The sequence below is a fragment of the Rhizobium sp. NFR07 genome (assembly GCF_900111905.1).
In the GTDB taxonomy this organism is placed as follows: domain Bacteria; phylum Pseudomonadota; class Alphaproteobacteria; order Rhizobiales; family Rhizobiaceae; genus Neorhizobium.
In genome coordinates this window covers 54732-79128 of the sequence record NZ_FOKM01000003.1, presented here as the reverse complement: position 1 = coordinate 79128, position 24397 = coordinate 54732, and the positions used below count along the sequence as shown (strand labels likewise).

28 protein-coding genes and 2 pseudogenes are annotated in these 24397 nt (G+C 62.5%); 19 read left to right on the top strand and 11 right to left on the bottom strand.

Features of this window, described 5'->3' with window-relative positions:
- Positions 1-35 precede the first annotated feature (35 nt).
- The 4 genes from BM216_RS07285 to BM216_RS07275 form a co-directional block, all read right to left on the bottom strand.
- Entirely contained in the window at positions 36-299 is a 264-nt protein-coding gene (locus BM216_RS07285; protein WP_092997283.1) for a hypothetical protein, read from the bottom strand.
- 283 nt (positions 300-582) lie between these two features.
- The gene (locus BM216_RS07280) at positions 583-2691 is read right to left on the bottom strand and encodes a S9 family peptidase (RefSeq protein ID WP_092997280.1); all 2109 of its coding nucleotides are present in this window, start codon (positions 2689-2691) and stop codon (positions 583-585) included.
- A 79-nt stretch (positions 2692-2770) separates the two neighbouring features.
- Positions 2771-2896 (bottom strand): hypothetical protein, encoded by a 126-nt coding sequence (locus BM216_RS35000; protein WP_280141670.1) that lies wholly within the window; start codon positions 2894-2896, stop codon positions 2771-2773.
- 12 nt (positions 2897-2908) lie between these two features.
- Entirely contained in the window at positions 2909-3139 is a 231-nt protein-coding gene (locus BM216_RS07275) for a hypothetical protein (protein WP_092997277.1), read from the bottom strand.
- 122 nt (positions 3140-3261) lie between these two features.
- On the opposite strand from BM216_RS07275, the gene BM216_RS07270 reads away from it, so the two are divergent.
- Positions 3262-3648, top strand: coding sequence for a DUF930 domain-containing protein (locus BM216_RS07270; RefSeq protein ID WP_092997274.1), 387 nt, complete (start codon positions 3262-3264; stop codon positions 3646-3648).
- Here BM216_RS07270 and BM216_RS07265 read toward each other — a convergent pair.
- The 3 genes from BM216_RS07265 to BM216_RS07255 form a co-directional block, all read right to left on the bottom strand.
- Positions 3639-4916 (bottom strand): NAD(P)/FAD-dependent oxidoreductase, encoded by a 1278-nt coding sequence (locus tag BM216_RS07265; protein WP_244530113.1) that lies wholly within the window; start codon positions 4914-4916, stop codon positions 3639-3641. The genes BM216_RS07270 and BM216_RS07265 overlap by 10 nt on opposite strands.
- 53 nt (positions 4917-4969) lie before the next feature.
- On the bottom strand, positions 4970-6133 hold the full coding sequence (locus tag BM216_RS07260) for an AI-2E family transporter (protein ID WP_092997268.1): 1164 nt from the start codon (positions 6131-6133) through the stop codon (positions 4970-4972).
- 95 nt (positions 6134-6228) lie between these two features.
- Complete coding sequence (locus BM216_RS07255; RefSeq protein WP_092997265.1) at positions 6229-7098, bottom strand: VOC family protein; 870 nt, start codon at positions 7096-7098, stop codon at positions 6229-6231.
- 183 nt (positions 7099-7281) lie between these two features.
- On the opposite strand from BM216_RS07255, the gene BM216_RS07250 reads away from it, so the two are divergent.
- The 6 genes from BM216_RS07250 to BM216_RS07225 all read left to right on the top strand — a co-directional run bounded on the left by BM216_RS07250 (position 7282) and on the right by BM216_RS07225 (position 10270).
- Positions 7282-7692 carry a universal stress protein gene (locus BM216_RS07250; protein ID WP_092997262.1) on the top strand — a complete coding sequence of 137 codons (411 nt, stop codon included), beginning with the start codon at positions 7282-7284 and terminating at the stop codon, positions 7690-7692.
- A 181-nt stretch (positions 7693-7873) separates the two neighbouring features.
- Positions 7874-8539, top strand: coding sequence for a PAQR family membrane homeostasis protein TrhA (locus BM216_RS07245; protein WP_092997259.1), 666 nt, complete (start codon positions 7874-7876; stop codon positions 8537-8539).
- A 94-nt stretch (positions 8540-8633) separates the two neighbouring features.
- Positions 8634-9146: a GNAT family N-acetyltransferase gene (locus BM216_RS07240; protein WP_092997256.1), complete on the top strand. Its 513-nt coding sequence runs from the start codon at positions 8634-8636 to the stop codon at positions 9144-9146.
- Between the two features lie 67 nt (positions 9147-9213).
- Positions 9214-9477 (top strand): type II toxin-antitoxin system ParD family antitoxin, encoded by a 264-nt coding sequence (locus tag BM216_RS07235; protein WP_092997253.1) that lies wholly within the window; start codon positions 9214-9216, stop codon positions 9475-9477.
- On the top strand, positions 9474-9785 hold the full coding sequence (locus tag BM216_RS07230; protein ID WP_092997250.1) for a type II toxin-antitoxin system RelE/ParE family toxin: 312 nt from the start codon (positions 9474-9476) through the stop codon (positions 9783-9785). The genes BM216_RS07235 and BM216_RS07230 overlap by 4 nt, the downstream gene beginning before the upstream one ends.
- 74 nt (positions 9786-9859) lie before the next feature.
- Positions 9860-10270, top strand: a complete 411-nt coding sequence (locus BM216_RS07225) for a (R)-mandelonitrile lyase (RefSeq protein WP_092997247.1) — start codon at positions 9860-9862, stop codon at positions 10268-10270.
- A gap of 2 nt (positions 10271-10272) precedes the next feature.
- Here the strand turns inward: BM216_RS07225 and BM216_RS07220 are convergent, their stop codons facing one another.
- The gene (locus BM216_RS07220; protein ID WP_092997244.1) at positions 10273-11181 is read right to left on the bottom strand and encodes a LysR family transcriptional regulator; all 909 of its coding nucleotides are present in this window, start codon (positions 11179-11181) and stop codon (positions 10273-10275) included.
- A gap of 116 nt (positions 11182-11297) precedes the next feature.
- Here BM216_RS07220 and BM216_RS07215 point away from each other — a divergent pair, with 116 nt between their 5' ends.
- Entirely contained in the window at positions 11298-12128 is an 831-nt protein-coding gene (locus BM216_RS07215; RefSeq protein ID WP_092997241.1) for an SDR family oxidoreductase, read from the top strand.
- A gap of 84 nt (positions 12129-12212) precedes the next feature.
- Here BM216_RS07215 and BM216_RS07210 read toward each other — a convergent pair whose 3' ends face one another.
- Positions 12213-12776, bottom strand: a complete 564-nt coding sequence (locus BM216_RS07210) for a DUF308 domain-containing protein (RefSeq protein WP_092997238.1) — start codon at positions 12774-12776, stop codon at positions 12213-12215.
- Positions 12777-12915: 139 nt separating this feature from the next.
- On the opposite strand from BM216_RS07210, the pseudogene BM216_RS07205 reads away from it, so the two are divergent.
- A pseudogene (locus BM216_RS07205) lies at positions 12916-13498 on the top strand (TetR/AcrR family transcriptional regulator).
- Here the strand turns inward: BM216_RS07205 and BM216_RS07200 are convergent.
- Positions 13495-14199: an alpha/beta fold hydrolase gene (locus BM216_RS07200; protein ID WP_092997235.1), complete on the bottom strand. Its 705-nt coding sequence runs from the start codon at positions 14197-14199 to the stop codon at positions 13495-13497. The pseudogene BM216_RS07205 and the gene BM216_RS07200 overlap by 4 nt on opposite strands.
- Positions 14200-14342: 143 nt before the next feature.
- On the opposite strand from BM216_RS07200, the gene BM216_RS07195 reads away from it, so the two are divergent.
- From BM216_RS07195 to BM216_RS07185, 3 genes are all read left to right on the top strand, one after another.
- Positions 14343-15212, top strand: coding sequence for an aldose 1-epimerase family protein (locus tag BM216_RS07195; protein ID WP_092997232.1), 870 nt, complete (start codon positions 14343-14345; stop codon positions 15210-15212).
- Between the two features lie 21 nt (positions 15213-15233).
- Positions 15234-15926, top strand: a complete 693-nt coding sequence (locus BM216_RS07190) for an alpha/beta fold hydrolase (RefSeq protein WP_092997229.1) — start codon at positions 15234-15236, stop codon at positions 15924-15926.
- Positions 15927-16132: 206 nt separating this feature from the next.
- Positions 16133-16834, top strand: coding sequence for a carbonic anhydrase (locus BM216_RS07185; RefSeq protein ID WP_092997226.1), 702 nt, complete (start codon positions 16133-16135; stop codon positions 16832-16834).
- 52 nt (positions 16835-16886) lie between these two features.
- On the opposite strand, the gene msrB is transcribed toward BM216_RS07185, so the two are convergent.
- The gene (msrB, locus tag BM216_RS07180) at positions 16887-17312 is read right to left on the bottom strand and encodes a peptide-methionine (R)-S-oxide reductase MsrB (protein ID WP_092997223.1); all 426 of its coding nucleotides are present in this window, start codon (positions 17310-17312) and stop codon (positions 16887-16889) included.
- A 167-nt stretch (positions 17313-17479) separates the two neighbouring features.
- Here msrB and BM216_RS07175 point away from each other — a divergent pair, with 167 nt between their 5' ends.
- The 7 genes and pseudogenes from BM216_RS07175 to mnhG all read left to right on the top strand — a co-directional run bounded on the left by BM216_RS07175 (position 17480) and on the right by mnhG (position 23960).
- Complete coding sequence (locus tag BM216_RS07175) at positions 17480-19828, top strand: putative monovalent cation/H+ antiporter subunit A (protein ID WP_092997220.1); 2349 nt, start codon at positions 17480-17482, stop codon at positions 19826-19828.
- Complete coding sequence (locus tag BM216_RS07170; RefSeq protein ID WP_092997217.1) at positions 19825-20268, top strand: Na(+)/H(+) antiporter subunit B; 444 nt, start codon at positions 19825-19827, stop codon at positions 20266-20268. Before BM216_RS07175 ends, BM216_RS07170 begins: the two co-directional genes overlap by 4 nt.
- A complete protein-coding gene (locus BM216_RS07165) occupies positions 20268-20645 on the top strand; it encodes a Na+/H+ antiporter subunit C (RefSeq protein ID WP_092997214.1) in 378 nt (125 codons plus the stop codon). The genes BM216_RS07170 and BM216_RS07165 overlap by 1 nt, the downstream gene beginning before the upstream one ends.
- A gap of 252 nt (positions 20646-20897) precedes the next feature.
- A complete protein-coding gene (locus BM216_RS07155; RefSeq protein ID WP_092997208.1) occupies positions 20898-22487 on the top strand; it encodes a Na+/H+ antiporter subunit D in 1590 nt (529 codons plus the stop codon).
- On the top strand, positions 22484-22957 hold the full coding sequence (locus BM216_RS07150; protein ID WP_092997205.1) for a Na+/H+ antiporter subunit E: 474 nt from the start codon (positions 22484-22486) through the stop codon (positions 22955-22957). Before BM216_RS07155 ends, BM216_RS07150 begins: the two co-directional genes overlap by 4 nt.
- Positions 22954-23232 (top strand): annotated as a pseudogene (locus BM216_RS07145) (cation:proton antiporter); the annotation flags it as partial. The gene BM216_RS07150 and the pseudogene BM216_RS07145, both read left to right, overlap by 4 nt.
- Before the next feature lie 404 nt (positions 23233-23636).
- Positions 23637-23960 (top strand): monovalent cation/H(+) antiporter subunit G, encoded by a 324-nt coding sequence (gene mnhG / locus BM216_RS07140; RefSeq protein ID WP_092997202.1) that lies wholly within the window; start codon positions 23637-23639, stop codon positions 23958-23960.
- Positions 23961-24397: the final 437 nt, after the last annotated feature.

The window sequence follows — 24397 nt, the reverse complement described above, 5'->3', positions numbered from 1 at the left end:
TTCATCAGACTGCGAATGAAATAGCGCTTAAGCGCTCAGTTGAATTCTTGGAATACGTCGCGCACCCAGTCCTGTGCGACGGGCGCCGGCTGGGTCGGCGCGGCATCCATGTCGCCGACTTCGACTGCCCATAATGCGCTGGCAAGCGAACTTGAAAGAAGCGTGCTGCTTCCCGTCAATGCGCCGGGAAAGCGGGCGGTCGAGGTTGTCTCGCGCGGTGCTGCGTCTTCCTGCTTGCGCTCCACCTCGACGGTGCGGTTTGGGTAATGATAGCCGCTAAGGCCGCTGTCGATCTTCATGGCATTTCGCCCACGTCCAGTTTGGTTAACGAATGGTTAACGCCGGAAACTTGCGCGAGACTTGTGTTGTGAATCTGTGGCCCTGTCTGGATCATTGACAAACGAATCGGCGCGTGCTGGCGGCGCTGCTTCGCTACCCTGGGGCGTATGTGCAGATATCTCGCTGAAATGTCGGTGCGAAACGGCGTCCACCCATCTTCTTGGGCGCGTCCATATCGGACGCGAGGCAGGATGCCGTAGGAAAGCGAAACGCGGGCATCAACCGATGCCCGCGTCTGCTAGATTACATCTTGCCTGCTACCTTGATGGCAAAGGCATATTCGAAGGCGATCTCCTCCAGCCGCTGGAAGCGGCCCGACTTGCCGCCATGGCCGGCGGCCATGTTGGTCTTGAGCAGGATCGGTGCCGTGCCGGTCGTCATCTCGCGCAGTTTGGCCACCCACTTGGTCGGTTCCCAATAGGTGACGCGCGGGTCTGTGAGGCCGGAAATGGCGAGGATCGGCGGGTAGGCGCGACCGGTGACGTTGTCGTAGGGGCTATAGGCCGCGATCCAGCGATATTCCTCTTCCGACTCGATCGGGTTGCCCCATTCCGGCCATTCCGGCGGGGTGAGCGGCAGCGTGTCGTCGAGCATCGTGTTCAAGACGTCGACGAAAGGCACGGCGGCGATGATGCCGGCGAACTTTTCCGGCGCCATGTTGGCAACCGCCCCCATCAGCATGCCGCCGGCGGATCCGCCCTCCGCGATGATCCGGTCGTAGGCCGTGAAGCCGGTCGAAACCAGGTGGTCGGCGGCGGAAATGAAATCCTTGAACGTGTTCTGCTTGAATTCCATCTTGCCGTTTTCGTACCAGGCAAAGCCCTTGTCCTTGCCGCCGCGGATATGGGCTATGGCATAGACGATGCCGCGGTCGGCGAGCGACAGCGCATTGGTGGAGAACGAGGCTGGAATGGTCATGCCATAGGCGCCATAGCCATAGAGCAGGCAGGGTGACGAGCCGTCGAGCGGCGTATCCTTGCGATAGAGCAGCGACACAGGCACCAGCTCGCCATCATGCGCCGGCGCCATGACGCGACGGGTGACGTAATCATCCGGATTGTGGCCCGAGGGCACTTCCTGGGTCTTCAGGAGAACGCGCTCACGGGTGACCATGTCGTAGTCGAACAACTGCGTCGGCGTCGTCATCGACGAATAGGAGAAGCGGATCGTGTTCGTTTCGTATTCGGCGGCGCCGGAGAGACCGAGCGAATAGGCTTCCTCGTCGAAGGCGATCGCATGTTCCTCGCCGCTCGTCCGGTCGCGGATGACGATTTGCGGCAACCCGTCCTTGCGCTGCAGCCAGATGAGGTGGCGGGCATAGGCCATGTGAGAAATGATCAACCGGCCCGGCTCGTGCGGCACGACTTCCTTCCAGTTTTCCTTGCCCGGAGCGGATGCGGGCGCTTCGACGATCTTGAAGTCCTTCGCATCGCCGTCGTTGGTGAGGATGTAGAAGACCTCACCGCCTTCCGTCATCGAATATTCGATGCCTTCCTCGCGCTCCGCCACCAGCTTCGGCTCGGCCATCAGGTCGGAGGTCGGGATCAGGCGGTATTCCGAGGTCTCGTGATCGTGGATATCGATATAGATGAAATCGTCGAGCAGCGAGCCACCGACGCCCATGAAGAAGCCCGGATCCTTCTCTTCGAACACCAGCCGGTCGGAAGACTGTGGCTGGCCGACGATGTGATGGAAGACCTTGGACGGCCGATGGTTCTCGTCCTGCAACGTATAGAAGAAGCTCTTGCCGTCCGGCGCCCAGACGCCGCCACCGGCCGTGTTCTCGATCACGTCTGCGAGGTCCTCGCCGGTCGCGAGATCGCGGATGCGCAGGGTAAAATATTCCGACCCTTTGTCGTCGTAACCCCAGATGCCGCGCGAATGGTCGGTCGTGTGGTCGATGCCGGCGAGACGGAAATAATCCTTGCCCGCCGCTTCCTTGTCGCCGTTCAGGAGCGTCTGCTTGTCGCCACCGTCGCGCGGCGTGCGGAAATAATGCGGCTGCTCGCCGCCGGTGACGAACAGCGAGCCGTAGGCGAACGGACCGTCCTTCACCGGAACCGATGAATCATCCTCCTTGATGCGGCCGCGCATCTCGGCAAACAGCGCCTTCTGCAGGTCGGCCGTGTCGCCGAGTGCGGCCTCCATGTAGCTGTTCTCGGCTTCCAGATGCTTGCGGATTTCCGGATCCAGGATCGATGGATCCTTGAACATCGCCTGCCAGTTGTCGTCGCGCAGCCAGGCATAATCATCGGTGCGGGTGATGCCGTGACGGGTGTCGGAAACCGGCTTCTTGGGCGCGATCGGGGCGGCTGGAAGATTAGCGAAAGGCGTTTTGGAGGAGGGGGCCAAGGAAGCACTCCGGTATGAAAGGAAGGAGTGCCAGAGATAGGTTGCGGGGCGAGCGGAGGCAAGCCGCGAAGCCGACGAGTTACTTCTTCTTTGCCTGAGCCTTGTAGGCAACGCCTTCGCGGTGGTTCTGCCAGAAAATGAATGCCACCACGATAGATAGACCTGCAAACGGCATCAGGATAAGGATCAGTTGCTCCACTGTCATTTGTTGAGCTCCCTAAGGATGAAACCGCCTCCCAAATGTAATGCTACGCCGACCGAAAAGCAAAATTGCCATCGTCGCGCCGACAAGCGCGAGGTCGCCGGATATGGCTGCAGGTTCGTACATTGCGCGCACGATCGGCGTGAACACGCCGATCAGCATAACCCCGATCCCGATATTGTTGAGGAATATTGCTCGCAGTTTGATCTGTTCTTTTCTGGCGTCTGAAAGCACCTCTTCCGTCATCGATACCCCTGTCGAACACCTCTCTGTTCACATCACCGTATTGCACGCCTGGATAGGTGGTCAATTGCGGCTGCATCTCCTAGCTTCCGCGCCGTTACGAGTCAGTATGGGTGAAAATGATTATGAAGAGATCGCTGTCGGTGGTGGCCGTCATTCTGCTTTCCGCCTCTGCAAGCCACTCTCTGGATGCGCGCGTCATCCGGCAGCTGAATGCCCTGGCGCCGGATGAACGGCGCGAGCAGCGCTGCGACATGGAAGCGATGGATCGCATTCGCGCCAAGGGTGAATTCCGGCCGGACAAGGTGATCGCCTACACGTTTTCCGATCCTGTCGAGAACGGCAACAAGCTCAAGGCACCGGGTGCCGCCTTCCGCAGCGGCGGGGATTGGTATCGGCTGAAGTTCAGATGCGAGACCGCCGACAAGGGGCTTAAGGTCGTGTCCTTCGACTATAAGATCGGCACCAAGGTCTCGCGCGACGAATGGACCAAGTATTATCTCTACGATTGACCCTGGGTTGATTTCCGCGGGTCGCGATCCAGGGCGAAATTATCGAACCATTCCCTCCTGTCACCCGATATCATGGCCGCGATCATGCGCGAGGCGAGATAGGAAAAGGTGATCCCGTTGCCGCCATAGCCATAGGCGGCAAAGAGGCGCTTCGCGCCGGGTACGGCCCCGATCAGCGGCAGCCCGTCCGACGTTTCACCGAAGGCCCCGCACCAGGCATGCGAGATCGTCGCGTTTGCCTTCGGCCACAGCTGCAGGAGCTTCTCCTTCAGCCGCATCGTCTTGTCCCAAAGCATCGCGTCGCGCATCTCGGGATCGGCGATCTCCTCGTCCTCTCCACCGATAATGATGCGGTTGTCCGCCGTCATCCGCATGTAGAGATAGGGCTCGGCCGCTTCCCATGTCAGCGCGCGCTGTGGCCATAGCTGGTCCGGTCGCTGCGGCACCGTCGACAGGGCAAAGCTCGATGAGATCGTGTGGCACGCCGGCATGACGAAATGCGGCATCACATATCCCGTCGCAAGCACGACATGAGCGGCTTCGATGACATGTGGACCGGAAGTCTCTATGACCACACCCTGGCCTTCGTCGTGGAAATGCAGCGCGTCTGCATCGATGATCCGGGCGCCGCGCCCGGCCGCGATCCGCAGCAGCGACCAGGCGAGCAGCAGCGGATCGGCCTCGGCCGATTCGGGCGACAGGATTGCCGCCTCGCGGTCGAAACCGAAATCCCCAAGCAGGGCGCCGTAGGTTAGAAGGTCGCCCGGCAGTCCCGCCCTTTGGCGCAGCGCCAGTTCTTCTCGAAGCTCCTTTTCCCCGACCTGCCCGGCGGCGAGGTACAGGGTGGGGCGAGGGTGGAAGGCGCAGGGGATCTGATGGGTAGCAACCAGTTCCATCAGCCCGGCCACCGCCGCGCGGCTGCGCCGATAGACGTCGGCAGCCGTCTCGAAGCCATAAAGGCCGGTCAGTTCGACGAGCGAGCTATCCGTCTCCCATTGCAGCATGGCGGTACTCGCCCGCGTGCTGCCCAATCCCGGCTGTTCGCGATCGAGAACGATCACCTTGTGCCCAAGGCTCGTCAGGTGTTCGGCTGCCAACGCGCCGGTAATGCCTGCACCGACAATGGCGATATCGGTCTTGATGCTCTCCTTCAGCCGATCCCGTTCGGGAGCCGCCACCGACAGGCCCTGCTGGCTGCCCCATGGGGAAAGCCCGGTCGACAGGTCGTCATGGTTGGTGTCCTGGAAGTCGAGATCTGAAGAATCCAACGGGATTACCTTGGCTGTGCAGCGGGTGCGATTTCGATTGGGGTTCCGCTCCGTCAGCCCGGCAGATTCGGCACGGCTTTCCGCTCGGGAAACAGTTCGGCCAGCACCGTCATCATGATCAGCGACAGCGGAAGCGCAAGCATGGCGCCGACTGCACCCCACATCCATGTCCAGAACAGGATGGCGATGAACACGACGAACGGGTTGATTTCCCACTGGCGTCCCATCACCGCAGGGAAGATCAGGTTTTCCATGACCAGGTGCACAGAGAAGAACAGGAAGGCCGGCAGCAGCGCCATGATGATGCCGTCATGGGTGATGATGCCGGCGATCGCCACCGAGATCGTCATCAGGGTGATGCCGAGGAAGGGAATGAAGCTCGAGAGGAATGCGAACATGCCCCACAGTACCGGCATGCTCAGGCCGCAGAGATAGGCGATCAGCGCCATGACGATGCCGAGGCAGAAATAGACTACGCTGGCGGTGGCAAAGTAATAACCGAGCACCTGGTCGATCGAGTTCAGCACGCGGATCGTGATCAGCCGCTGGCGCCGGCGCGGAAATGCCATGATCACCGTCTTGCGCAGCCTGACGCGTCCATAGAGAAACAGCAGGAGCGCCGCAAAGAAGATCATGCCCTGCACGATTGCCGGCGTCAGGCTTGCGGTCACGACACCCAGAATATTGGTGGAATTTTCGAGCAGCTTGTCCATCGACATCGGCCCGGTCTCGAATGTCGCCGGCGAGATGTTCAGCCATTGCTGCCGTTCAAGGAAGGGCATCAGACGGTCGTAGGAGCGCTCGACGAAATTCGGTCCTTCGTTGACCAGCGTCGCGACCGGCTCTGCCAGCGCATTGGCAATCAGGAACAGGACGAGGAAGACGAGGGACGAGAGGATGAGGGCAATGCCGAAGCGCGGTACGCCGGCCCGCCCCAGCTTGTCCGCGACAAGGCCGAGGATCAGCCCGACCACGACGGCCAGCGTCACCGGAATGAGGATCAGTGCCATGTAATGTACGATGGCGAAGAAGATGATCAGGAATATGCCGATCACCGCCCAGGCCATCGCCACTTCAAGCGCATCGCGGCCGAGTACCAGGGGAGCGTCGGGATCAGCCCCGCTGTTCTCGATCACGGTCATCGACTCCCTGCGATGCGGACCAAAATCCACGCTGTGCTTCTTTGGCTTGCTGCCGCGCGCGCCCATGATCGTCATGACTGTCCCTGAAAACCCCAATTACCAGCCCCAGAACGCAAAAACGGCGCTCCGGTTCCGGAACGCCGAGTGGTTATTGGCTTTTGGGGAAGAAATCAGGCTGCAAGCGTCAGGCCGATACCCCACGGGTCCTTCAACTTGTGCCCTTCGGACGTTTTCGTCGTTGCGATTTCCTGGGTCTCTAGCGCGGAAAGCGCCTTCTGCAGCGCGGCCGGGTCATTAAAGCGCACGGTGTAATCCGAAAGACCCGTCATCTTGTCCTGCCGGGCCGTCGCGCCGCGGCTGTTCCAGATATTGGCGGCGATATGGTGATGATAGCCGCCGGTGGCAAAGAAGCTCGCGCCCGGATAACGCGCCATGACCTTCAGCCCCAATACGTCCTGATAGAAGGCATCCGCCTGAGGAATGTCGCCGACCTGCAGATGGATATGGCCGACCGAAGCGCCCGGTGCCATGCCGGCCCAGTCGCCTTGCGGCGCGGAATCGTAAAGTGCCTGCAGGTTCAGTCGTTCGGTCGCCATCTGCACCGTTCCGTCGGGGAAATAGGTCCATTCCTCCGGCGTGCGGTCGCGATAGATCTCGATGCCGTTGCCTTCCGGGTCGGACAGGTAGAGCGCTTCCGAAACCAGGTGGTCCGATGCGCCGTCCAGCTGCACGCCGCGATGGGCCGCATGGGAAAGCCAGTGCGCCAGCTCCTGGCGGTTCGGCATCAGGAAGGCGGTGTGGAACAGGCCGGCCGCCTGGCGCGGCGCCCGTGTCACGCCCTTGTCTGTCGTCAGCTGCAGCAGCGGCAGGCCGTGGGCACCGAGCAGCATCCCACTGGCGCTCTTTTCCATCACGGAAAGACCGATGATGTCCTCATAGAATTTCGAGGTCGCATCAAGGTCGGTCACGACCAGATGAGCGCGGTCCACATGGGCCGGACGCGTCAGGGCAAAAGCTGCTTCAGATTTCGTCATGGTCATCTCCGGGGCGGCTAAAGCCGCGTTGGGGCTCAATATCACGCAAGACCATCGTTCACGAAAGATGAGAAATCCGAGAAGCTTCGTTTCGCAAACGTTGACAATCATCCTTGATGCGAATCAACGCACCGGGTGTAGGTTGGGCCGACAGTGCCCGAGGGTGAAAGCATTCAAGGAGGTTGCAGCATGTATAACAAGATCATCGTCGCCGTCGACACCACCCAGATGGACAAGGCCGAGCGCGTGCTGCGCAAGGCGGCGGATCTGAAGGCCGCCGATGGTACGATCCTGCTCGTCAACGTCGTGGAGGAGCTGCCGGCTTATGTCGTGTCGGACCTCTCCATAGACATGACGGTCAAGGCGAGGAAGGATGCCGACGAGCATCTGACCGACCTGCGCGAACGGACGGGCGTTGCCGCCGATATCGAGATCCGCCAGGGCGCGCCGGCGCGGGAAATCCTTGCCGCCGCAGACCGGTTGCAGGCTGATCTCATCATCGTCGCATCGCATGTCCCGGATTTCTCCAACTACGTCATCGGCGCCACCGCCGACCGTGTCGTGCGCCACGCGAAGTGCTCGGTGCTGATCGACCGGTAGTCCGCCAGCTGGCGATTTCCCCTGCGCCATCGGCCCCTCTTACCTTCCGCAACCGCCCGTCTTACCTTTCGCAACCGCCCATCTTACTTTTCGCAACCGAATGTGAATCAGGCTGTGCCCACGGTCTCTTGTGTTCCTGACCGGATGCTTACATTCTGGTCGCGGACGGAGACTGCAGGCAATGAGCGAACTCTTCAATTTCGGACGGCATTACGATCTGCACGAGATCGTTGCGGATGGCGTGGTCAACGGCATCGGCATCGTCTTTGCGTTGGTTGGTGCCACGGCGCTCATTTTCTACGCCACCGTCTGGTCGAGCCATGGGGAGATCGCTGCGGCCTGGGTTTACGCCCTTGGCCTGGTTCTCTGCCTGTCGATTTCCTTCACCTACAATATCTGGCCCCATTCGCGCACCAAGTGGCTGCTGCGCCGGCTCGATCATTCGGCGATCTTCATCCTGATCGCCGCCACCTACACGCCTTTCCTGCAGCGCGGCGCGGGCGATCCCTGGATCGCTGCCATGCTGGCGGCAATCTGGCTCACTGCTATCTTCGGCGTGTCGCTGAAATGCCTTTTCCCCGGCCGCTTCGACAAACTCGCCATACTTCTCTATCTCGCCATGGGCTGGAGTGGCGTCATCGTCATGGACGAGGTGTCGCAATATCTTCCGCCGGTTACCGTCCTGCTGATCGTCATCGGCGGCCTGATCTACTCGCTCGGCGTCATCTTCCATGTTTGGGAGCGTCTGCGTTTCCAGAACGCCATCTGGCATGCCTTCGTCGTTGCCGCCGCCGCCGTCCACTACGGTGCGGTCATGACCTGCTTCAGCCTCGGCAGCGGCATCTGATCTTGGCGCGTTTCGTGCGTCCGCTATCGTCATTCTCTCGACAGCCGCGTATTGTCTGCTAAAGTGGACTTGATGATAATATAGTGGACAGCACATGACGACCAGCAACCTGACCATCCGCGACGCCGCCCAGGCCGACCTTCACGGCATCATGGAGATCTACAACGATGCCGTCGCCAACACGACGGCGATCTGGAACGAGACCCTGGTCGATCTCGACAACCGCCGCACCTGGTTCGATGCGCGCAAGGCCAAGGGCTATCCGGTTCTGGTCGCGGAACTCGATGGCGCGGTTGCGGGCTACGCGTCCTATGGCGACTGGCGCGCCTTCGATGGCTACCGCTTCACGGTCGAGCACTCGGTCTATGTGCATCGCGATTTCCGCGGCCACGGCATCGGCCGGAGGCTGATGGAAGAGCTGATCGCCCGCGCCGCCTCCAACGGCGTCCATGTCATGATCGCCGCCATCGAGGCGGAGAATGCAGCCTCGATCGCTCTCCACACGACACTCGGTTTCCGCGTCGCCGGAAAGTTCTCCGAGGTCGGTACAAAATTCGGCCGCTGGCTGGATCTCACCTGCATGGAATTGAAGCTTTCCACCGTGTGACCGGCATAGGGCATCGTTGATAACCGGCTCCGCGATTGCTATCTTCCGCTGAGTTGGAGCACACGCCATGGCCGACAGCGCAAACCTCGGAAAACACTTCGATGACTATGTGGACGAGCTGGTGAAATCCGGCCGCTACGAGACGCGCGACGATGTTTTGCGGGAAGGTGTACGCCTGATTGAGGTCAGGGAGCGTCGGTTGGCCGAACTCGATGCGGAGTTGGCGCAGGGCATCGCGGATGTCGAGGCAGGACGGGTCCATACCGCAGACGAAGTCCTGGAGTTCTTTGAAGAGAAATACGCGGCCCTGAACAAGGGCCGCAATGCGTGATCGTCGTCTTTTCAACGGCGTCCAGGACTGATCTCGATCGCATATGGTCGTACATCGCCAGCGACAATCCGCGTCGCGCCATCACATTCGTTCGCCAGATCGTGGCCCAAAGCAAGCGGCTGGCAGACATGCCTCGTCGCTACGCTCTGATCCAGGGCCGTGAAACGACTGGCATCCGTCGTATGCCCTACGGGAATTACCTCGTTTTCTACCGGCTGGGCGATCGCGGTGTTGAAATTCTTCGCATCCTCGGTGCCGCACAGGATCACGAGGCCATACTCTTCCCCGACGAAACACCCGACCGCTGAATTCTTCAGCACGAGGCTGCCATACGGCAACCGAGGCCTATATCCTCCTTGCAATCACGCCGAAGGAGACCCTCATGGACATCAAGCGCAACGGATCCCAGCCGTCGAGACGGCAGCCGGCGGATTATTTCATCGGTGCGGTCCGCTTCGATCCGTTGATCGAGGCGCCGGAGCCGGCGCGTGTCCGTGCCGCGAGCGTCACCTTCGAGCCCGGCGCCCGCACCAACTGGCACACCCATCCGCTCGGCCAGACGTTGGTCGTCACGGCGGGCTGCGGCCGGGCGCAGTCGCTCGGCGGTCCCGTGCGCGAACTGCGTCCCGGCGATGTGGTCTGGTTCGCACCGGGCGAAAAACACTGGCACGGCGCAGCACCGCAGACGGCCATGACCCACATCGCCATCCAGGAATCGCAGGACGGCGTCACCGCAGACTGGCTGGAGCCGGTCAGTGACGCGGATTACGCAGCGCCCGCCGTCGACGACTGAGATCAGCCGGCGGGCAGGTCACCCATCTCCTTCAGTACGGTGATGAAGGCGCGCAGTCCCGCCGGTACATGGCGATGGCCGGGATAATAGAGGCAGAGCCCGTCGATCTGCGGGCACCAGTCCGACAGCATCGTCACGAGCCGTCCTTCCGCCAGATGCCGGGCCGCGACATGCTGGGGAATGTAGGCGATGCCGAGGCCGGCCACGGCAGCCTGCGCCATCAGCTCATTGTCATCCAGGGTCAGCGCGCCTGATACCTCTACCGTCAGCTCCTCGCCGCGCCGCTCGAATTCCCAGCGATAGAGCTTGCCGCTCGGCATCCGCAGGCGGATGCAGGTGTGATGCGCCAGATCCGCCGGCGTCAGGGGCTCGCCGCGCGCCGCGACATAATCCGGCGAGGCAACGGTCACGAAGCGGGCAGGACCGCCGAAGGCAACGGCGATCATGTCCTGCGGCACGGATTCGCGCAGCCTGATCCCGGCATCGAAACCGTCGGCGACGATATCGATCAGCCGACCGTCGCTGACCAGATCGAGCGCCATGTCCGGATACCGGGCAAGGAAGTTCGGCACCGCCTGCTCGAGCAGCAGGCGGATGACGATGTTGCTCGTGTTGATCCTCAGCGTCCCGCTCGGCCCGCCGCGGAAATCGTCGACCGCCTCAAGTGCCGCATCGAGTTCTCTCAGCGCCGGTTTCAGCCGCGCCGCCAGCCGCTCGCCCGCCTCGGTCGGCGAGACGCTGCGGGTCGTCCGGTTGAGCAGCCGCACGCCCATGCGCGTTTCCAGTCCTCGCATCATGTGGCTCAGCGTCGAAGGAGACAGGCCGAGTTCATCGGCCGCCTTGCGGAAGCTGCGATGGGAGATGATCGTCGCGAAGGCGTTCAGATCATTCAGCGTCGGGCGTTCATTCATGGGAAAACCTCACCGGCTCATGCAGTATTGGCCGGCTTATACCATGAATTGCGTCCGCTTATCTCCTGTGTCGAAGGCCGCGGCGTCCTGCCGTTGCCGATAAAGGAGATAAGCTCATGTCCAGAACATGGTTCATTACCGGCACCTCGTCCGGCTTCGGCCGCCTGCTCACCGAAAAGCTTCTCGCCCGCGGTGACCGGGTCGCGGCAACGCTCAGACGCATGGATGCTCTCGACGACCTGCGCCGGACCTACGGCGACAGGCTGTGGACCGCCAGGCTTGATCTCACCGACCAGGCTGCGGTCCGCACCGCGATCGACCGTGCCTTCGCCGAACTCGGCCGCATCGACGTCGTCGTCAACAATGCCGGCTACGGCCTGTTCGGCGCAGCGGAGGAGGTGAGCGACGAGCAGATCCGCCACCAGATCGATACCAACCTGATCGGCTCGATCGCCGTCATCCGCGCGGCCCTGCCGCATCTGCGTGCCCAGGGCGGCGGGTTGATCCAGCAGGTCTCCTCCGAAGGCGGCCAGATCACCTATCCGAACTTCTCGCTCTATCACGCCAGCAAATGGGGCATCGAGGGCTTCGTCGATGCGGCAGCCAAGGAAGTCGGCCCATTCGGCATTCGCTTCACCATCGTCGAGCCGGGCCCGACCCGCACGGATTTCGGCAAGGGCCTCGCACATGCCGAGCCGATGGCCGTCTATGACGATACGCCGGCGGGCGAGGTGCGCCGCGCCATCGCGAATGGCGGGTTCGACATCAAGGGCGATCCGGAAAAGATGGCCGATGCGATGATCGCCCATGCCGACCGAGCCGACCCGCCGCTGCGGCTGGCCCTCGGAGGTGCCACCTATCCGTCGATCAAGGCCGCGCTGGAGGGAAGGCTTGCGGAACTGGAGGCCCACAAGGCAACGACACTCGCCATGGATTTCGACGACTAGGGGCGTCGCAACAAAGAAACGGTCACCGGCGCTTCGAGGCGGCGCCGGTGACCTGACCATGCGATGGCTGGAGTAAGGCGGCTCTTAAGCCTTCGCGCTGGTCTTTCGGGAGGCGGCAACCGTCATCCAGATGGCGGAGACCAGGAAATAGAAGGCGCCGAACCCGGCATAGGGCGCCACATCCAGGATCGTCGGCGGCACCGTGCCGAGCGCCTGCGTAATCATGAAGCCACCGGCCAGCGCCGATTGCGCGCCGCTCAGGATCATCACCCATTGGGCACCATAGATCCGCCAGCGCGTCACGCCGGTCGCAAGCTGCAGCAGGCCGGAAAGGATGGCCCAGACGCCGAAGACGCCAAGCACGGCATGGGTGTCCTTCATCACGGCCAGAAGCACGGCAATCGTCGTGATCGTGCTGACGACGACGTTCAGCGCCTGCGTCCGGTTTACCTTCAGACCACCGTTGGAACGCGCATCGGCAAGGTTCGCCACGGCATCCCATGCGGGATAGATGACGAACAACAGCGCGGCGAGCGCGGGCTTCCCGCTGACGATGACGGCAATGATGATCCACCAGATCGAGAAGAGGGCGCGGACGAAGTAATAGGACCGCAACCAGGTGGACTGTGTTGAAACTTGACTGGGCATGGATGACTCCTTATTGGCCTACCTTCCGATAGGTAGGTTGGCGAGCGGAGTCAATCGCCCCGCCGCACATTGGGTCTGCAGTATCCGGTCAATTCGCCGTGACTTGACGCTCTGCCGGCTGGAAGATAGGCCCGATCACATGGAACAGACGACTTCGCAGAAGATCCTGGATATTGCCCAGTCCCTCGTCGTGGCGGGTGGCTATAACGGTTTCAGCTTTGCCGATATTTCGGGCGCCGTGGGCATCCGCAAGGCGAGCATCCACCACCATTTTCCGACCAAGATCGAGCTGGTCCGCACGCTGGTCGAGCAATATGCACAGAAGGCCGCGTCAGCCCTCGAAGCGGTGCGCAGCAACGTCCCGGCACCCGTCGATCAGCTGAAAGCCTATACCGGCTACTGGCAGACATGCATTCGCGACGGGTCGCAGCCCTTCTGTGTCTGCGCCATGCTGGCAAGCGAAATGGAAATCCTGCCGAAGGAGGTTGCGGCCGAGGTCCAGGTTTCATTTCCGAAACCTGTCCGCCTGGCTGGCCACGGTGCTGGAGGACGGCGCGGCGCAGGGGCAGTTCCGCCTCGATAGGCCTCCGCAACAGGCGGCGCAGATCCTGATGGCGTCTGTCCACGGCGCGATGCTGTCGGCCCGTGCGCTCGACGACCCGGACCTCTTCGGCGCCATTATCGGCCCCCAGGTCGAGGCCTTGAGAGTTGTGAAGAACTAGTCGGGCCTGAGGCCACCCGCCTGCATGTCGAGCCAGCCGGTGATGACCTCGACAAGACGTTCGGGTGCCTCCAGCGGTATCATATGCCCGGTATTCCCGATCACCTCGAAGCTAGAGCCCCTTATCCCCTCGTGAAGCTCCACCGCCTCGGTTCGTGACCTCAGCCTGTCCTTGTCTCCCGCGATGACGAGTGTCGGACACTCGATCCCGGAAAGCGCATTCCGCTCGTCGTGCCGGTCGAGCAGCGACTGGCGCCGGAACACCTCGCCGCCCAGCCGCTGACCCATTGCCTGTATCCGCGCGACCAGGTCCGTGCGTCCTGCATTGTCCGGATGCAGCGACGAAACGACGGCAGGCGTGCTCAATCCGCGAAAGGCAAGCACGCTTTGTCCTGCGATCGCCGCCTTGCGCTGCGCCTGCACATCGTCGTCGCCCCGCGCCGACGTGGCGACCAGAATAAGCGCGGTCACGCGTTCGGGCGCCTGGCGCACGATTTCCCGCGCCACGTAGCCGCCCATGGAAAAGCCGAGGAGGATGAATTTCGGCGGAGCCTCGGCAAGGGCACGGCGCGCCATGTCGTGCAGCGTGGCGTCCTGGGAAAGGTCGGCGTGGCTGATCGGCCCGAAGCGCGAAAGCCCCGGTTCCACGTCGCGCCACAGGTCGGCATCGAGCATGAAGCCCGGAACCAGAAGCATTGCCATCGTCAACTCCCTCCTCGCTATCGTCGCCATCCCGCCACACTGCCGACGGCAAGTTTTCTTGCCCGCCCGTTCCCCGTTGGCACGCGCTTTCGAATAGCGCAAAGATGCGCACATCTATCCCACGTGTGACCGGAGAAAGCCGCATGTCCGATATCGTCCGCATCGCCAGTGATCAACTGAGCATCGAAGTGTCGTCCCTTGGCGCAGAGATGCAGTCCTTGAGGACGTCGGACGGCCGCGACTGGCTCTGGAACGGGGATGGCGCCTGGTGGACCGGCCGCTCGCCGATCCTTTTCCCGATTGTCGGAAAGGCACCGGACAACCGGATCGCGGTGGACGGGACGAGCTACGAGATGGGCCAGCACGGCTTTGCCCGGCGTTCGGAATTCGTGCTTGCCGCCGAAAGCCTCTCCTCCTGCCGCTTCGAACTCGCATCCTCGGACGCGACGCGAAGGGTATATCCCTTCGACTTCCTGCTCTCCGTCACCCATTCGGTAGAGGGCCGGCGCCTGACGGTCGCAGCCGAGGTCGAGAACCGCGACACGCGCGCCATGCCCTTCGGCCTCGGTTTCCATCCCGCCTTTCTCTGGCCGTTGCCCGGAGCGGGCGGCGCCGCGCACACGGTGACGCTGGACAATGGCGGCGAGCCGCTGCTGACCCGGCTTGAAGATGGCCTCGTCACCGGCGACAGGCTGGCCTCGCCGTTCAGCAAGGGCAGGCTGATCCTTGCTAATGAAATGTTCGAGGCCGACGCCATGATCTTTGCGGAAGGGGCGGGGAACGGGCTCACCTATGCTGCCGAAGGCGGCCCGGGCCTGGAATTCACCTTCGACAACCTGCCCAATGTCGCCTTGTGGCAGAAGGTCGGCGCTCCCTTCCTCTGCGTCGAGCCCTGGCATGGCATGGCGGCAAAGGTCGGCAGCTTCGCCGAGGTCGCCGAGCGGCCCTATGGCACCGTTCTCGAACCCGGTGAAAAGGCCCGCTTCGCCTTCACGGTCGAACCGTCTGCCTGACGAACGGCAAGAGGTGAGAGGATGAACGGGCTGGAAGTGCTCTTCCTTCACGCGCTCCCTTTGAATGGCGCGATGTGGGATGCGCAACGTTCAGCCATCTCCGCTCCGAGCCACGCGCCGACGCTCTATCATTTCGGCAGAAGGCTGGAAGAATGGGCTGAAGGCGCGCTCGCCGTGACGAAGGCTGGGAGGCTCGTTCTGATCGGCTGTTCGGTAGGCGGCTCGTGCGGGCTCGAAATTGCGGCCCTGGCGCCGGAGCGGATCGCGGGCGTGATGCTGATCGGCACCAAGGCCGACTGTCGTCCCGATCCCGCGCTTATGGCCGAGGCGATACAGACGATCCGCAGCGGAGACCGGGAGCTTGCATGGGAGCGCTACTGGCGCCCGCTTTTCGCCCCCGCTACCGGCCGCGAGGTGCTCGATCATGCCCGTGCCATGATGATGCAGCAGTCCGCCGATGATCTCGTCCGCGGCGTCGAAGCCTTCCATTCCCGGCCGAGCCGGGCCGCGCTCCTGCCGCAGCTGGACTGTCCGGTGGTTGTCATCACCGGCGAACATGATCGTGTTCCCGGCATCGGGACCAGCCGTCTCCAGGCGCAAGCGGCATCCCGTGGCACGCTGCAGGTCGTGAAGGGCTGCGGACACTACGTGCCGCTTGAACAACCAAGTTTTCTGAACGCCCTGCTATCGGATTTCCTCGCGACCTGCCGGTGATCCTGGCTGGCGGGACTTCCGCGAAAACCGAAACATGCTCGCGTAAACTCGCAGGATCGTGAGATTTTTCTGCACCGCAGCATGGAATAAGATCACATTCTCAACGTTGTCCCATGGTCATCTCGCAAGTGCGAAATGATCGCTTCACCCTGACCCCCGCCGGACCTCAAGATAGTCCGACGTCCGGCTAGCACGAGGAGTAGACCATGGGCGACCTTCTGAAAGGCATCTCAAATTTCCGCGGTGCCGTGTTTCCGGACAATTCGGCTCTCTACCAAAAGCTCGCCACCGAGGGCCAGAGCCCCCAGGCGCTGATGATCTCCTGCGCCGACAGCCGCGTCATGCCGGAAACGATCACCCAGTCCGGACCGGGCGAACTTTTTGTCTGCCGTAATGCCGGCAACATCGTGCCCCCCTTCCAGACGATGAATGGCGGCGTCTCCTCGGCAATCGAATATGCGGTCGTGGCGCTCGGCGTGCGCGACATCATCGTCTGCGGCCATTCGGATTGCGGCGCCATGAAGGGCCTTTGCCATCCAGAACTGCTTGGCCAGATGCCGAATGTCGCCGCCTGGCTGAAGCACAGCCATGCCGCCCATTCCATCGTCTGCGAGGCCTATCCGGAGACGATGGAGGAGAAGGAGAAGATCCGCGCCGTGGCGATGGAAAACGTCGTCGTGCAGCTCGATCACCTGCGCACTCATCCGTCGGTGGCGGCCAAGCTCGCCAAGGGCGAGATCACTCTACACGGCTGGTTCTTCGACATCGAGACCGGCGCCATTCTGGTCTATGACGGCACCGCAAAACGCTTCGGCGAAATCGAGGACGGCCAGCCGCTTGTCGCCGCCGTAACCGGTCGCGACGTGCCGCAAGTCGTTCCGCTCGCAGCTCAGGTCGCGGCGGAGTGAGGATTTTCACCTTCTCCCCGCCTGCGGGGAGAAGGTATCTGCAGCTTCAAGTCTACTTCAGTGGCTCGAACGTCATCGCATGGCCGTTGATGCAGTAGCGCAGCCCGGTCGGCGGCGGGCCGTCCGGGAAGACATGGCCGAGATGGCCGTTGCAGTTGGCGCAGCGAATTTCGGTGCGCACCATCCCGTGCGAAGTGTCGCGGATTTCCGTGACGACCTCAGGCTTCACCGGCTCGAAATAGCTCGGCCAGCCGCAACCCGAATCAAACTTGGTGTCCGAGACGAACAGCTCCTCGCCGCAGCCGGCGCAGCGATAGATCCCCTTGTCCTTGGAATTCCAGAACGGCCCGGTAAAGGCGCGCTCGGTGCCCGCCTGCCGCAGGATGTAATATTGCTCCGGTGACAGTTGCTCGCGCCATTCCGCATCGCTCTTGCTGACCGGAGGTTCGGAAGTCTTGGTGGGCGTGACTGAGGACATGATCGTTCCTTTCGTTTCCCCTTAGATAGAGAGGGATACGCTGTGAAAAAAGGCCCGCTTTTCGTGTTCCCGGTCCGGTTATGCTTGAGAGGCCGGTTCGTTTCCCCTAGAAAACCGGGGTCCGGTCACGCCGGGGGCGAGGAATGATTCTGACCTGAGGAGGGCATATGGCCGCCAATGCGCCGGCATGGACGCTGATTGCGCTTTTTCTGCCCTTCATTGCCGCCTTCCTGGCCCCCATACTCGCGCGACATTTCGGCGATAGGGCCGCCTGGATCGCAGCACTCGGGCCAGCTCTGTCCTTCCTGCATTTCTGCGGCTTCCTGAACGAGATTTCGGCGGGCGAAGTGGTGACCGGCGGTTATGTCTGGGCGCCCAGCCTCAACCTCTCCTTCTCCTGGTTCATCGACGGCCTGTCGCTCACCTTCGCGCTTCTGATCACCGGCATCGGCACGCTGATCACTATCTATTCCGGCGGCTACATGAAGGGCCATCCGCAGATCGGCCGCTTCCTCTCCTTCATCCTGATGTTCATGGGCGCGATGCTCGGGCTTGTCGTTTCCGACAGTTTCCTTATGCTCTTCGTCTATTGGGAACTGACCTCGATCACCTCTTTCCTGCTGATCGGCTTCGACCATCAGCGGGAGCGTGCGCGCCGCGCCGCGCTGCAGGCACTGGTCGTCACCGGGGCAGGGGGCCTGTCGTTGCTCGCCGGCCTGATCTTCCTCTGGAACATCTCCGGCGTTACCCAGCTGTCGCTGCTCGTCCACCTGGAAGACGCCGTCCGCCTGAGCCCCTTCTACCTGCCGACGCTGATCCTCGTGCTCGGCGGCGCGTTTACCAAGTCGGCGCAATTCCCGTTCCATTTCTGGCTGCCCAACGCCATGGAGGCGCCCACACCGGTTTCCGCCTACCTGCATTCGGCCACCATGGTGAAGGCCGGCGTCTATCTGCTGATGCGGCTGAACCCCGTCATGGGGGCAACGCCCGCCTGGGAAATCCTTTTGCCCTTCTTCGGCGGCGTCACGCTGATCGCCGGCACGCTGATCGGCATCCGCCAGACCGACCTGAAGCTGATGCTCGCCTATACGACCATGGCCTCGCTCGGCCTGCTCGTCATGCTGACCGGCTTCGGCTCTCCCCATGCCATCGAGGCGGCGGTGCTTTATCTCGTCGCCCATTCGCTGTTCAAGGGGGCGCTCTTCATGGTCGCCGGCGCGGTCGATCACGAGGCGGGAACCCGTGAGCTGCCGCTGCTCGGCGGCCTGCGACATGCCATGCCGATCACCTTTGCGGCCGCACTTTTGGCCGCCTGCTCCATGGGCGGCCTGCCGCTGTTTGCCGGCTTTCTCGCCAAGGAGGAGATCTACGCGGCACTCGCCGCCGGCAATCCGCGCGCCGTCTTCTTCACGCTGTTCGCGCTTGCCGGCAATGCGCTGATGTTCGCCATCGCCTTTGCCGTCGGCCTGAAGCCCTTTATCGGAGAGAGGAAGGAGACGCCGCACGCCCCCCACGGCACTCCGCACGAGGCCCCGCTCGCCCTCTGGCTCGGCCCCGTTCTCCTTTCGGCGCTCGGCCTGATCTTCGGTCTCTTCTCCGGCTTTATGCACGCCTATCTGTCCTCGCCCATGGCAAGCGCCATCGTCGACGAGAAGGTGACGATCACCATCACCACCATCCCGCATATCGGCCTGCCGCTGCTGCTCTCCGTGATCACCGTCCTGCTCGGTGCGCTCGTCTACTGGCGCCTCGACCGTGCCCGCGCGCTGGTCGCCGAAATGCTGGAAAGCCTCGGTCCCGGCCCGGATCGCTGGTTCGATCATCTTCTCGCCGGTCTCGTGCGGCTGTCGGTTCTCGTCACCCGCGTCACCCAGCCGGGCCGGCTGGAAATCTACGTTACCGTTACCTTCATCATGGTCGCGCTGACGCTTCTCGTGCCGCCGATCCTGTTCGGCGAGCTGCCGGATACCTTGCCCTGGCCGAACCAGCTTCTGGTGCAGGAAATCGCCTTCCTCGTCATCGCGGCACTCGGCATCATCGCCGTGCTGCGGGCCGATGACCGGCTCACTGCCATCGTCGCGCTCGGCATCCAGGGCTTTGCCGTCGCCGTCATCTTCCTGCTCTTCGGCGCGCCGGACCTGTCGTTTACCCAGTTCATGGTCGAGACCCTGTCGGTCGTCATCCTGACGCTGGTCATGACGCGGCTCAGGCTCTCCGTCAGCGACCACCGCCCGCTCGGCCAGATCCTGCTGGACGGCACCATCGCCATCGCCTGCGGCCTCGGCTTTGCCATGCTGCTTCTGAAAGCGGTCGGCCGGCCCTTCGATCCGGTCCTGACGGAATTCTTCAACGCCTATTCCAAGGTGATCGCCCACGGCGCCAACGTCGTCAACGTCATCATCGTCGACTTCCGCGGTGTTGATACGCTGGGCGAGATCTCGGTGGTGATGATCACCGGCCTTGCGGTGCTGGCACTGATCAAGATTCGCGCGACGAAGAAGGGAGAAGGCCGATGAACACCCTCATCCTGCGCACCGTCGCCCCCCTCATCACCGCGCTGATGCTGCTCTTTTCCGTCTTCGTCCTGCTGCGCGGTCATAACGAGCCCGGCGGCGGCTTCATCGGCGGGCTGATCGCGGCATCCGCATTGGCGATCTTCGGCGTCGCCTACGGCCCCGGCGCCGTCCAGCGGGCGATCCGGTTTCATCCGATGGCGATTGCCGGCGCCGGCCTCTTCCTGTCGACCATCTCCGGCTTTGCCTCGATCTTCGCCGGCGTGCCCTTCATGAGTGGGCTCTGGATCTATCCGAACGTGTTCGGCGTCGAACTGCCGCTGTCGACCGTCATGTCCTTCGATATCGGCGTCTATCTCGTCGTCGTCGGCGCGATCACCGCGATCGCCCTGTCGCTGGAGACCGAGCCGGACGACGAGGACGAGACGGAGGGTGGCCGCTGATGGAAACCCTGTTCGTCATCCTGATCGGCCTGTTCTTTGCCGCCGCCATCTATCTGATGCTGTCGAAATTCACGATCCGCATCCTGCTCGGTATCGTTCTGCTCGGCAATGGCGTGAACCTGCTGCTTTTCACCGCCGGTCGCCTGACCCGGCAGATCCCGCCGATCATCCCCGCAGGCTCCGACACGCTGTCGATCGCAGCCGCCAATCCGCTGCCGCAGGCACTGATCCTGACGGCGATCGTCATCTCCTTCTCCTTCTTCGCCTTCCTGCTGGTGCTCGCCTACCGCGCCTTCGAGGAACTGGGCACCGACAGCACCGACGAGATGCGGCTTGCCGAACCACGGGACGAGCCGCTCCCGCCGACGGGGTATTGATTGTATGGCGTCTGTTGAGAACATCCCCCTCTGCCCTGCCGGGCATCTCCCCCACAAGGGGGGAGATCAGCTGGGCGCTCTGCCTCGCCCCAAGCACCGGCGCGTCGGCCGCAACGAGTCGCGGGCTTTTAATGTCCAGACCAAGGTCGTGCCGCTTGTGATCTCCCCCCTTGTGGGGGAGATGCCCGGCAGGGCAGAGGGGGGTATCAGTCCTGAACGCGACGCGGCCGTGCGAAAGGGAGCACACCTCTGATGGCAGCTCCCACCTCCACCCCCGTCGATCTCTCCACCGCCATGATCCTCGCCCCGCCGGCGCTCGGCGACTGGCTGGTCATCCTCCCCGTCGCGCTGATGATCGCCACCGGCGGCCTGCTGATGATGATCCGCAAGTCGGTTCGCCTTCACGCCGTCATCGGCCTTTCCGCGCTGGCGCTGCTGATCGTCCTTGATGCGGCTCTCCTCTGGCGCGTCTGGCAGAACGGCCCGATCACCATGACCATGGGCCGCTGGCTGCCGCCCTTCGGCATATCCTTCACCGCCGACATTTTCGGCGCCTCCATGGCGCTGGCCTCCGCCATCGTCGCACTTCTCGCCTCGATCTTCGCGCTGAAGGACATCAGCACGACCGGCCTGCGCCACGGCTTCGTCGCCTTCCTGATGCTGATGATGGCCGGTGTGTCCGGTGCCTTCCTGACCGGCGACATCTTCAACCTCTATGTCTGGTTTGAGGTTCTGCTGATCTCGTCCTTCGGCCTGCTGATCCTCGGCTCCGAACCAAGGCAGATCGAGGGCGCGCTGAAATACGCCATCCTCAATCTCATCGCCACGACCCTGTTCCTGATCTCGGTGGGCTATCTCTATGCGATCTTCGGCACGCTCAACATGGCCGATATCGCCCGCAAGGAGGCCGCCATCCGCGAGGGCGCGCCGCTCGTCACCTTGACGGCCCTGTTCGTGCTTGCCTTCGGCATGAAGGCCGCCGCCTTCCCGGTCAATTTCTGGCTGCCGGCCTCCTATCACACGCCGCGCATCACAGTATCCGCGCTGTTCGGCGGGTTGCTCACCAAGGTCGGCATCTATGCGCTGATCAAGGTGACGGTCATGCTCTTCCCCGTCGAACGGGAAGCGATCAGCCTCGCCATCGCCGTTTCCGCCGTGCTCACCATGATCCTCGGCGCACTCGGCGCACTCGCCCAGAACGATCTGCGTCGCATGATCGGTTATGTCGTCATCGTCGGCATCGGCAACATGCTGGCGGGTGTCGCGGTCGGAACGCCGGTCGCCGTCGGCGGCGCCATCCTCTATGCGTTGCATTCGATCGTCGCCATGACCGCGCTCTATCTCATGGCGGGGGAGGTGTTCCGGCTCTCCGGCTCCTGGCAGTTGTCGACGCTCGGCGGCCTGTGGGCACGCTCGCCCTGGTTTGCCGGCGTCTCCTTCGCACTGATGCTGGCTGCCTCAGGCCTGCCGCCGTTGTCGGGCCTCTGGCCCAAGGTCGTGCTGCTTAAGGCCTCGCTCGATATCGGCGCTTGGTGGCTCGCAACGGCCATCCTCGTCTCCGCCTTCATCGTCACGATCGCGCTTGCCCGCGTCTTCCTGCTCGCCTACTGGCGCCCGGCCATCACGGATGACCCCATGACGGGCGACCCGATGGCCTCGGCCGGCGCGGTCGCCGCCGCTGACTGGCGCACGGCCGCGCCGCTCTGCCTGCTGACGGCGCTGGTGCTGTTCTTCGGCCTATTCCCCGAACCGCTGCTGCAGGCAAGCCAGATGGCGGCCGATGGCCTCGCCGATCCGAGAGCCTATATCCGCTCCGTCTTCCCGGAGGCAGCAACGCCATGATCCTCTATCTCCTCTCGCTCATCCTCGCCTTCATCTGGGTGGTGATCACCGGCAGCGCCTCGCTCCTGAACCTGATTTTCGGCTTTGCTCTGTCCACCTTCGCACTCTGGATCGTCCGCGACGAGATGAGCGCCCGCGGTTATCTGCCCCGGCTCGGCCGCATCCTGTCGCTGCTCGCCCTGTTCTTCAAGGAACTCGCGCTGTCGGCCTGGAAGGTCGCGATGGTCGTGCTTCGTCCGCGCATGGACCTGAAGCCGGGCATCTTCGCCTTTCCGCTCACCGTCGATCGTGATTTCGAGATCACCCTTCTCGCCAACCTGATCACCCTTACCCCGGGCACCATGTCGGTCGATGTCTCCGACGACCGGAAATTTCTCTATGTCCACGCGATCGATTGCTCCGATGTCGAGGCGCCCAAGCGTGATATCGCCAACGGCTTCGAGAAGAAGATCATGGAGGCCTTCCGATGAGCGCGGCTGACACGATCCTTTTCGTCGCCGCCTGGTTGGGGCTGGCGCTGCTCGTCGCGGCCTTCCTTCTCACCGTCTGGCGGGTGGTCAGGGGGCCGACGCTGCCCGACCGCGTCGTGGCGCTCGACATGCTGGTCGGCATTGTCATCGGCTTCATCGCGCTGATCGCGATCCGCACGGGTTTCACGCTCTATATCGACATCGCGATCGCGCTTGGCCTCGTCGGCTTCCTGGCGACGGTCGCCTTCGCGCGCTTCATCCTCGCGAGCAAGGGCCGGCAGGGCGCAGGCGTGTACTCGGCCGGGGCGCCGCTGCAGGATACGGCACCCGCTCCGGATGCAACCCATGTCGCGGCCCGCGGCGCTCGCGGGAAGTCGGCGGCGAAGTCCGCAAAGGTCGCCGCCAGAACGTCGGGAAAAACTTCGGCAAAGAAGTCGCCAAAGTCATTGCCAGCGTCGCCGGCTGTTGCCGAACTCGCCTCCGTGCCTGCAGCGAGCCCGGCCATCGCGCCAGGGAAGGCCGCCGAAGAAAAGCCGTCCGCCAAATCGATCGGTAAGCCTGCCAATAAATCGGCCAGTAAAACGGTGAGTAAATCGACCAGTAAAACCAGAAGTAAATCGGCCGAAAAAACCGCCGGAAAGGCAGTGACGAAGCCCGGCAAGCCGGCAAAGGGGGAGTGATGGACGTCGTTTTTGCCATTTTCACCGCAATTCTGATCCTGGGCGGTGCCGCTTTCGCTCTGGTTGCGGCAATCGGTCTCAACCGTTTCCCCGACGTCTATTCGCGCATGCACGCCGCCTCGAAAGCCGGGACGGTCGGCTCGGGTCTGCTGCTGCTCGCCGTAGGTGTCCATTCTGGCGAACTTTCCGTGCTTGCCCGCGCGCTTGCGGGCTTTTTCTTCTTCGTGCTCACCGCTCCCGTTTCGGCACATCTGCTGGCAATTGCCGCTCTCAAGGCCGGATATTCGATGTCTGACAAAACGGTGACAAATGAAATGGAATGATCCGTACAGCGACGAGAAGCAGCCGCGAAGGATGAATAGTGGTTGCTTTATTGCACTTGTAAGCGCGCAGAGATTGCATAAGTGCAATTTTTGTCGGTAATAATGTCTAAGAGTTATGACTTAGGCTCAGGAAAGTCTCGGCATTACTAGATTTAGTAATTGGACTTTTCGAGTCGCAGTGCTACTTGAGTACAAGTCGAGCACTGATATTGATCTAGACTAAGCATTTTCCCGCATATTCGTCTCATTTAGATGGCCCTTTTGAAGAGGGCATTGCTGAAGACGGTTATGATGAACACGGGAATTCTGTGGAAACTTGGATCGATGTCTGGTGGCTTCATCGGTTTATCACGCGGGGCTTAGGGGTAGGTCTCAGTCTTCGGACAACGCGCGGTCGGTCGATGTTCCACATTGGCTCAACTACGGACAGTCGCCGC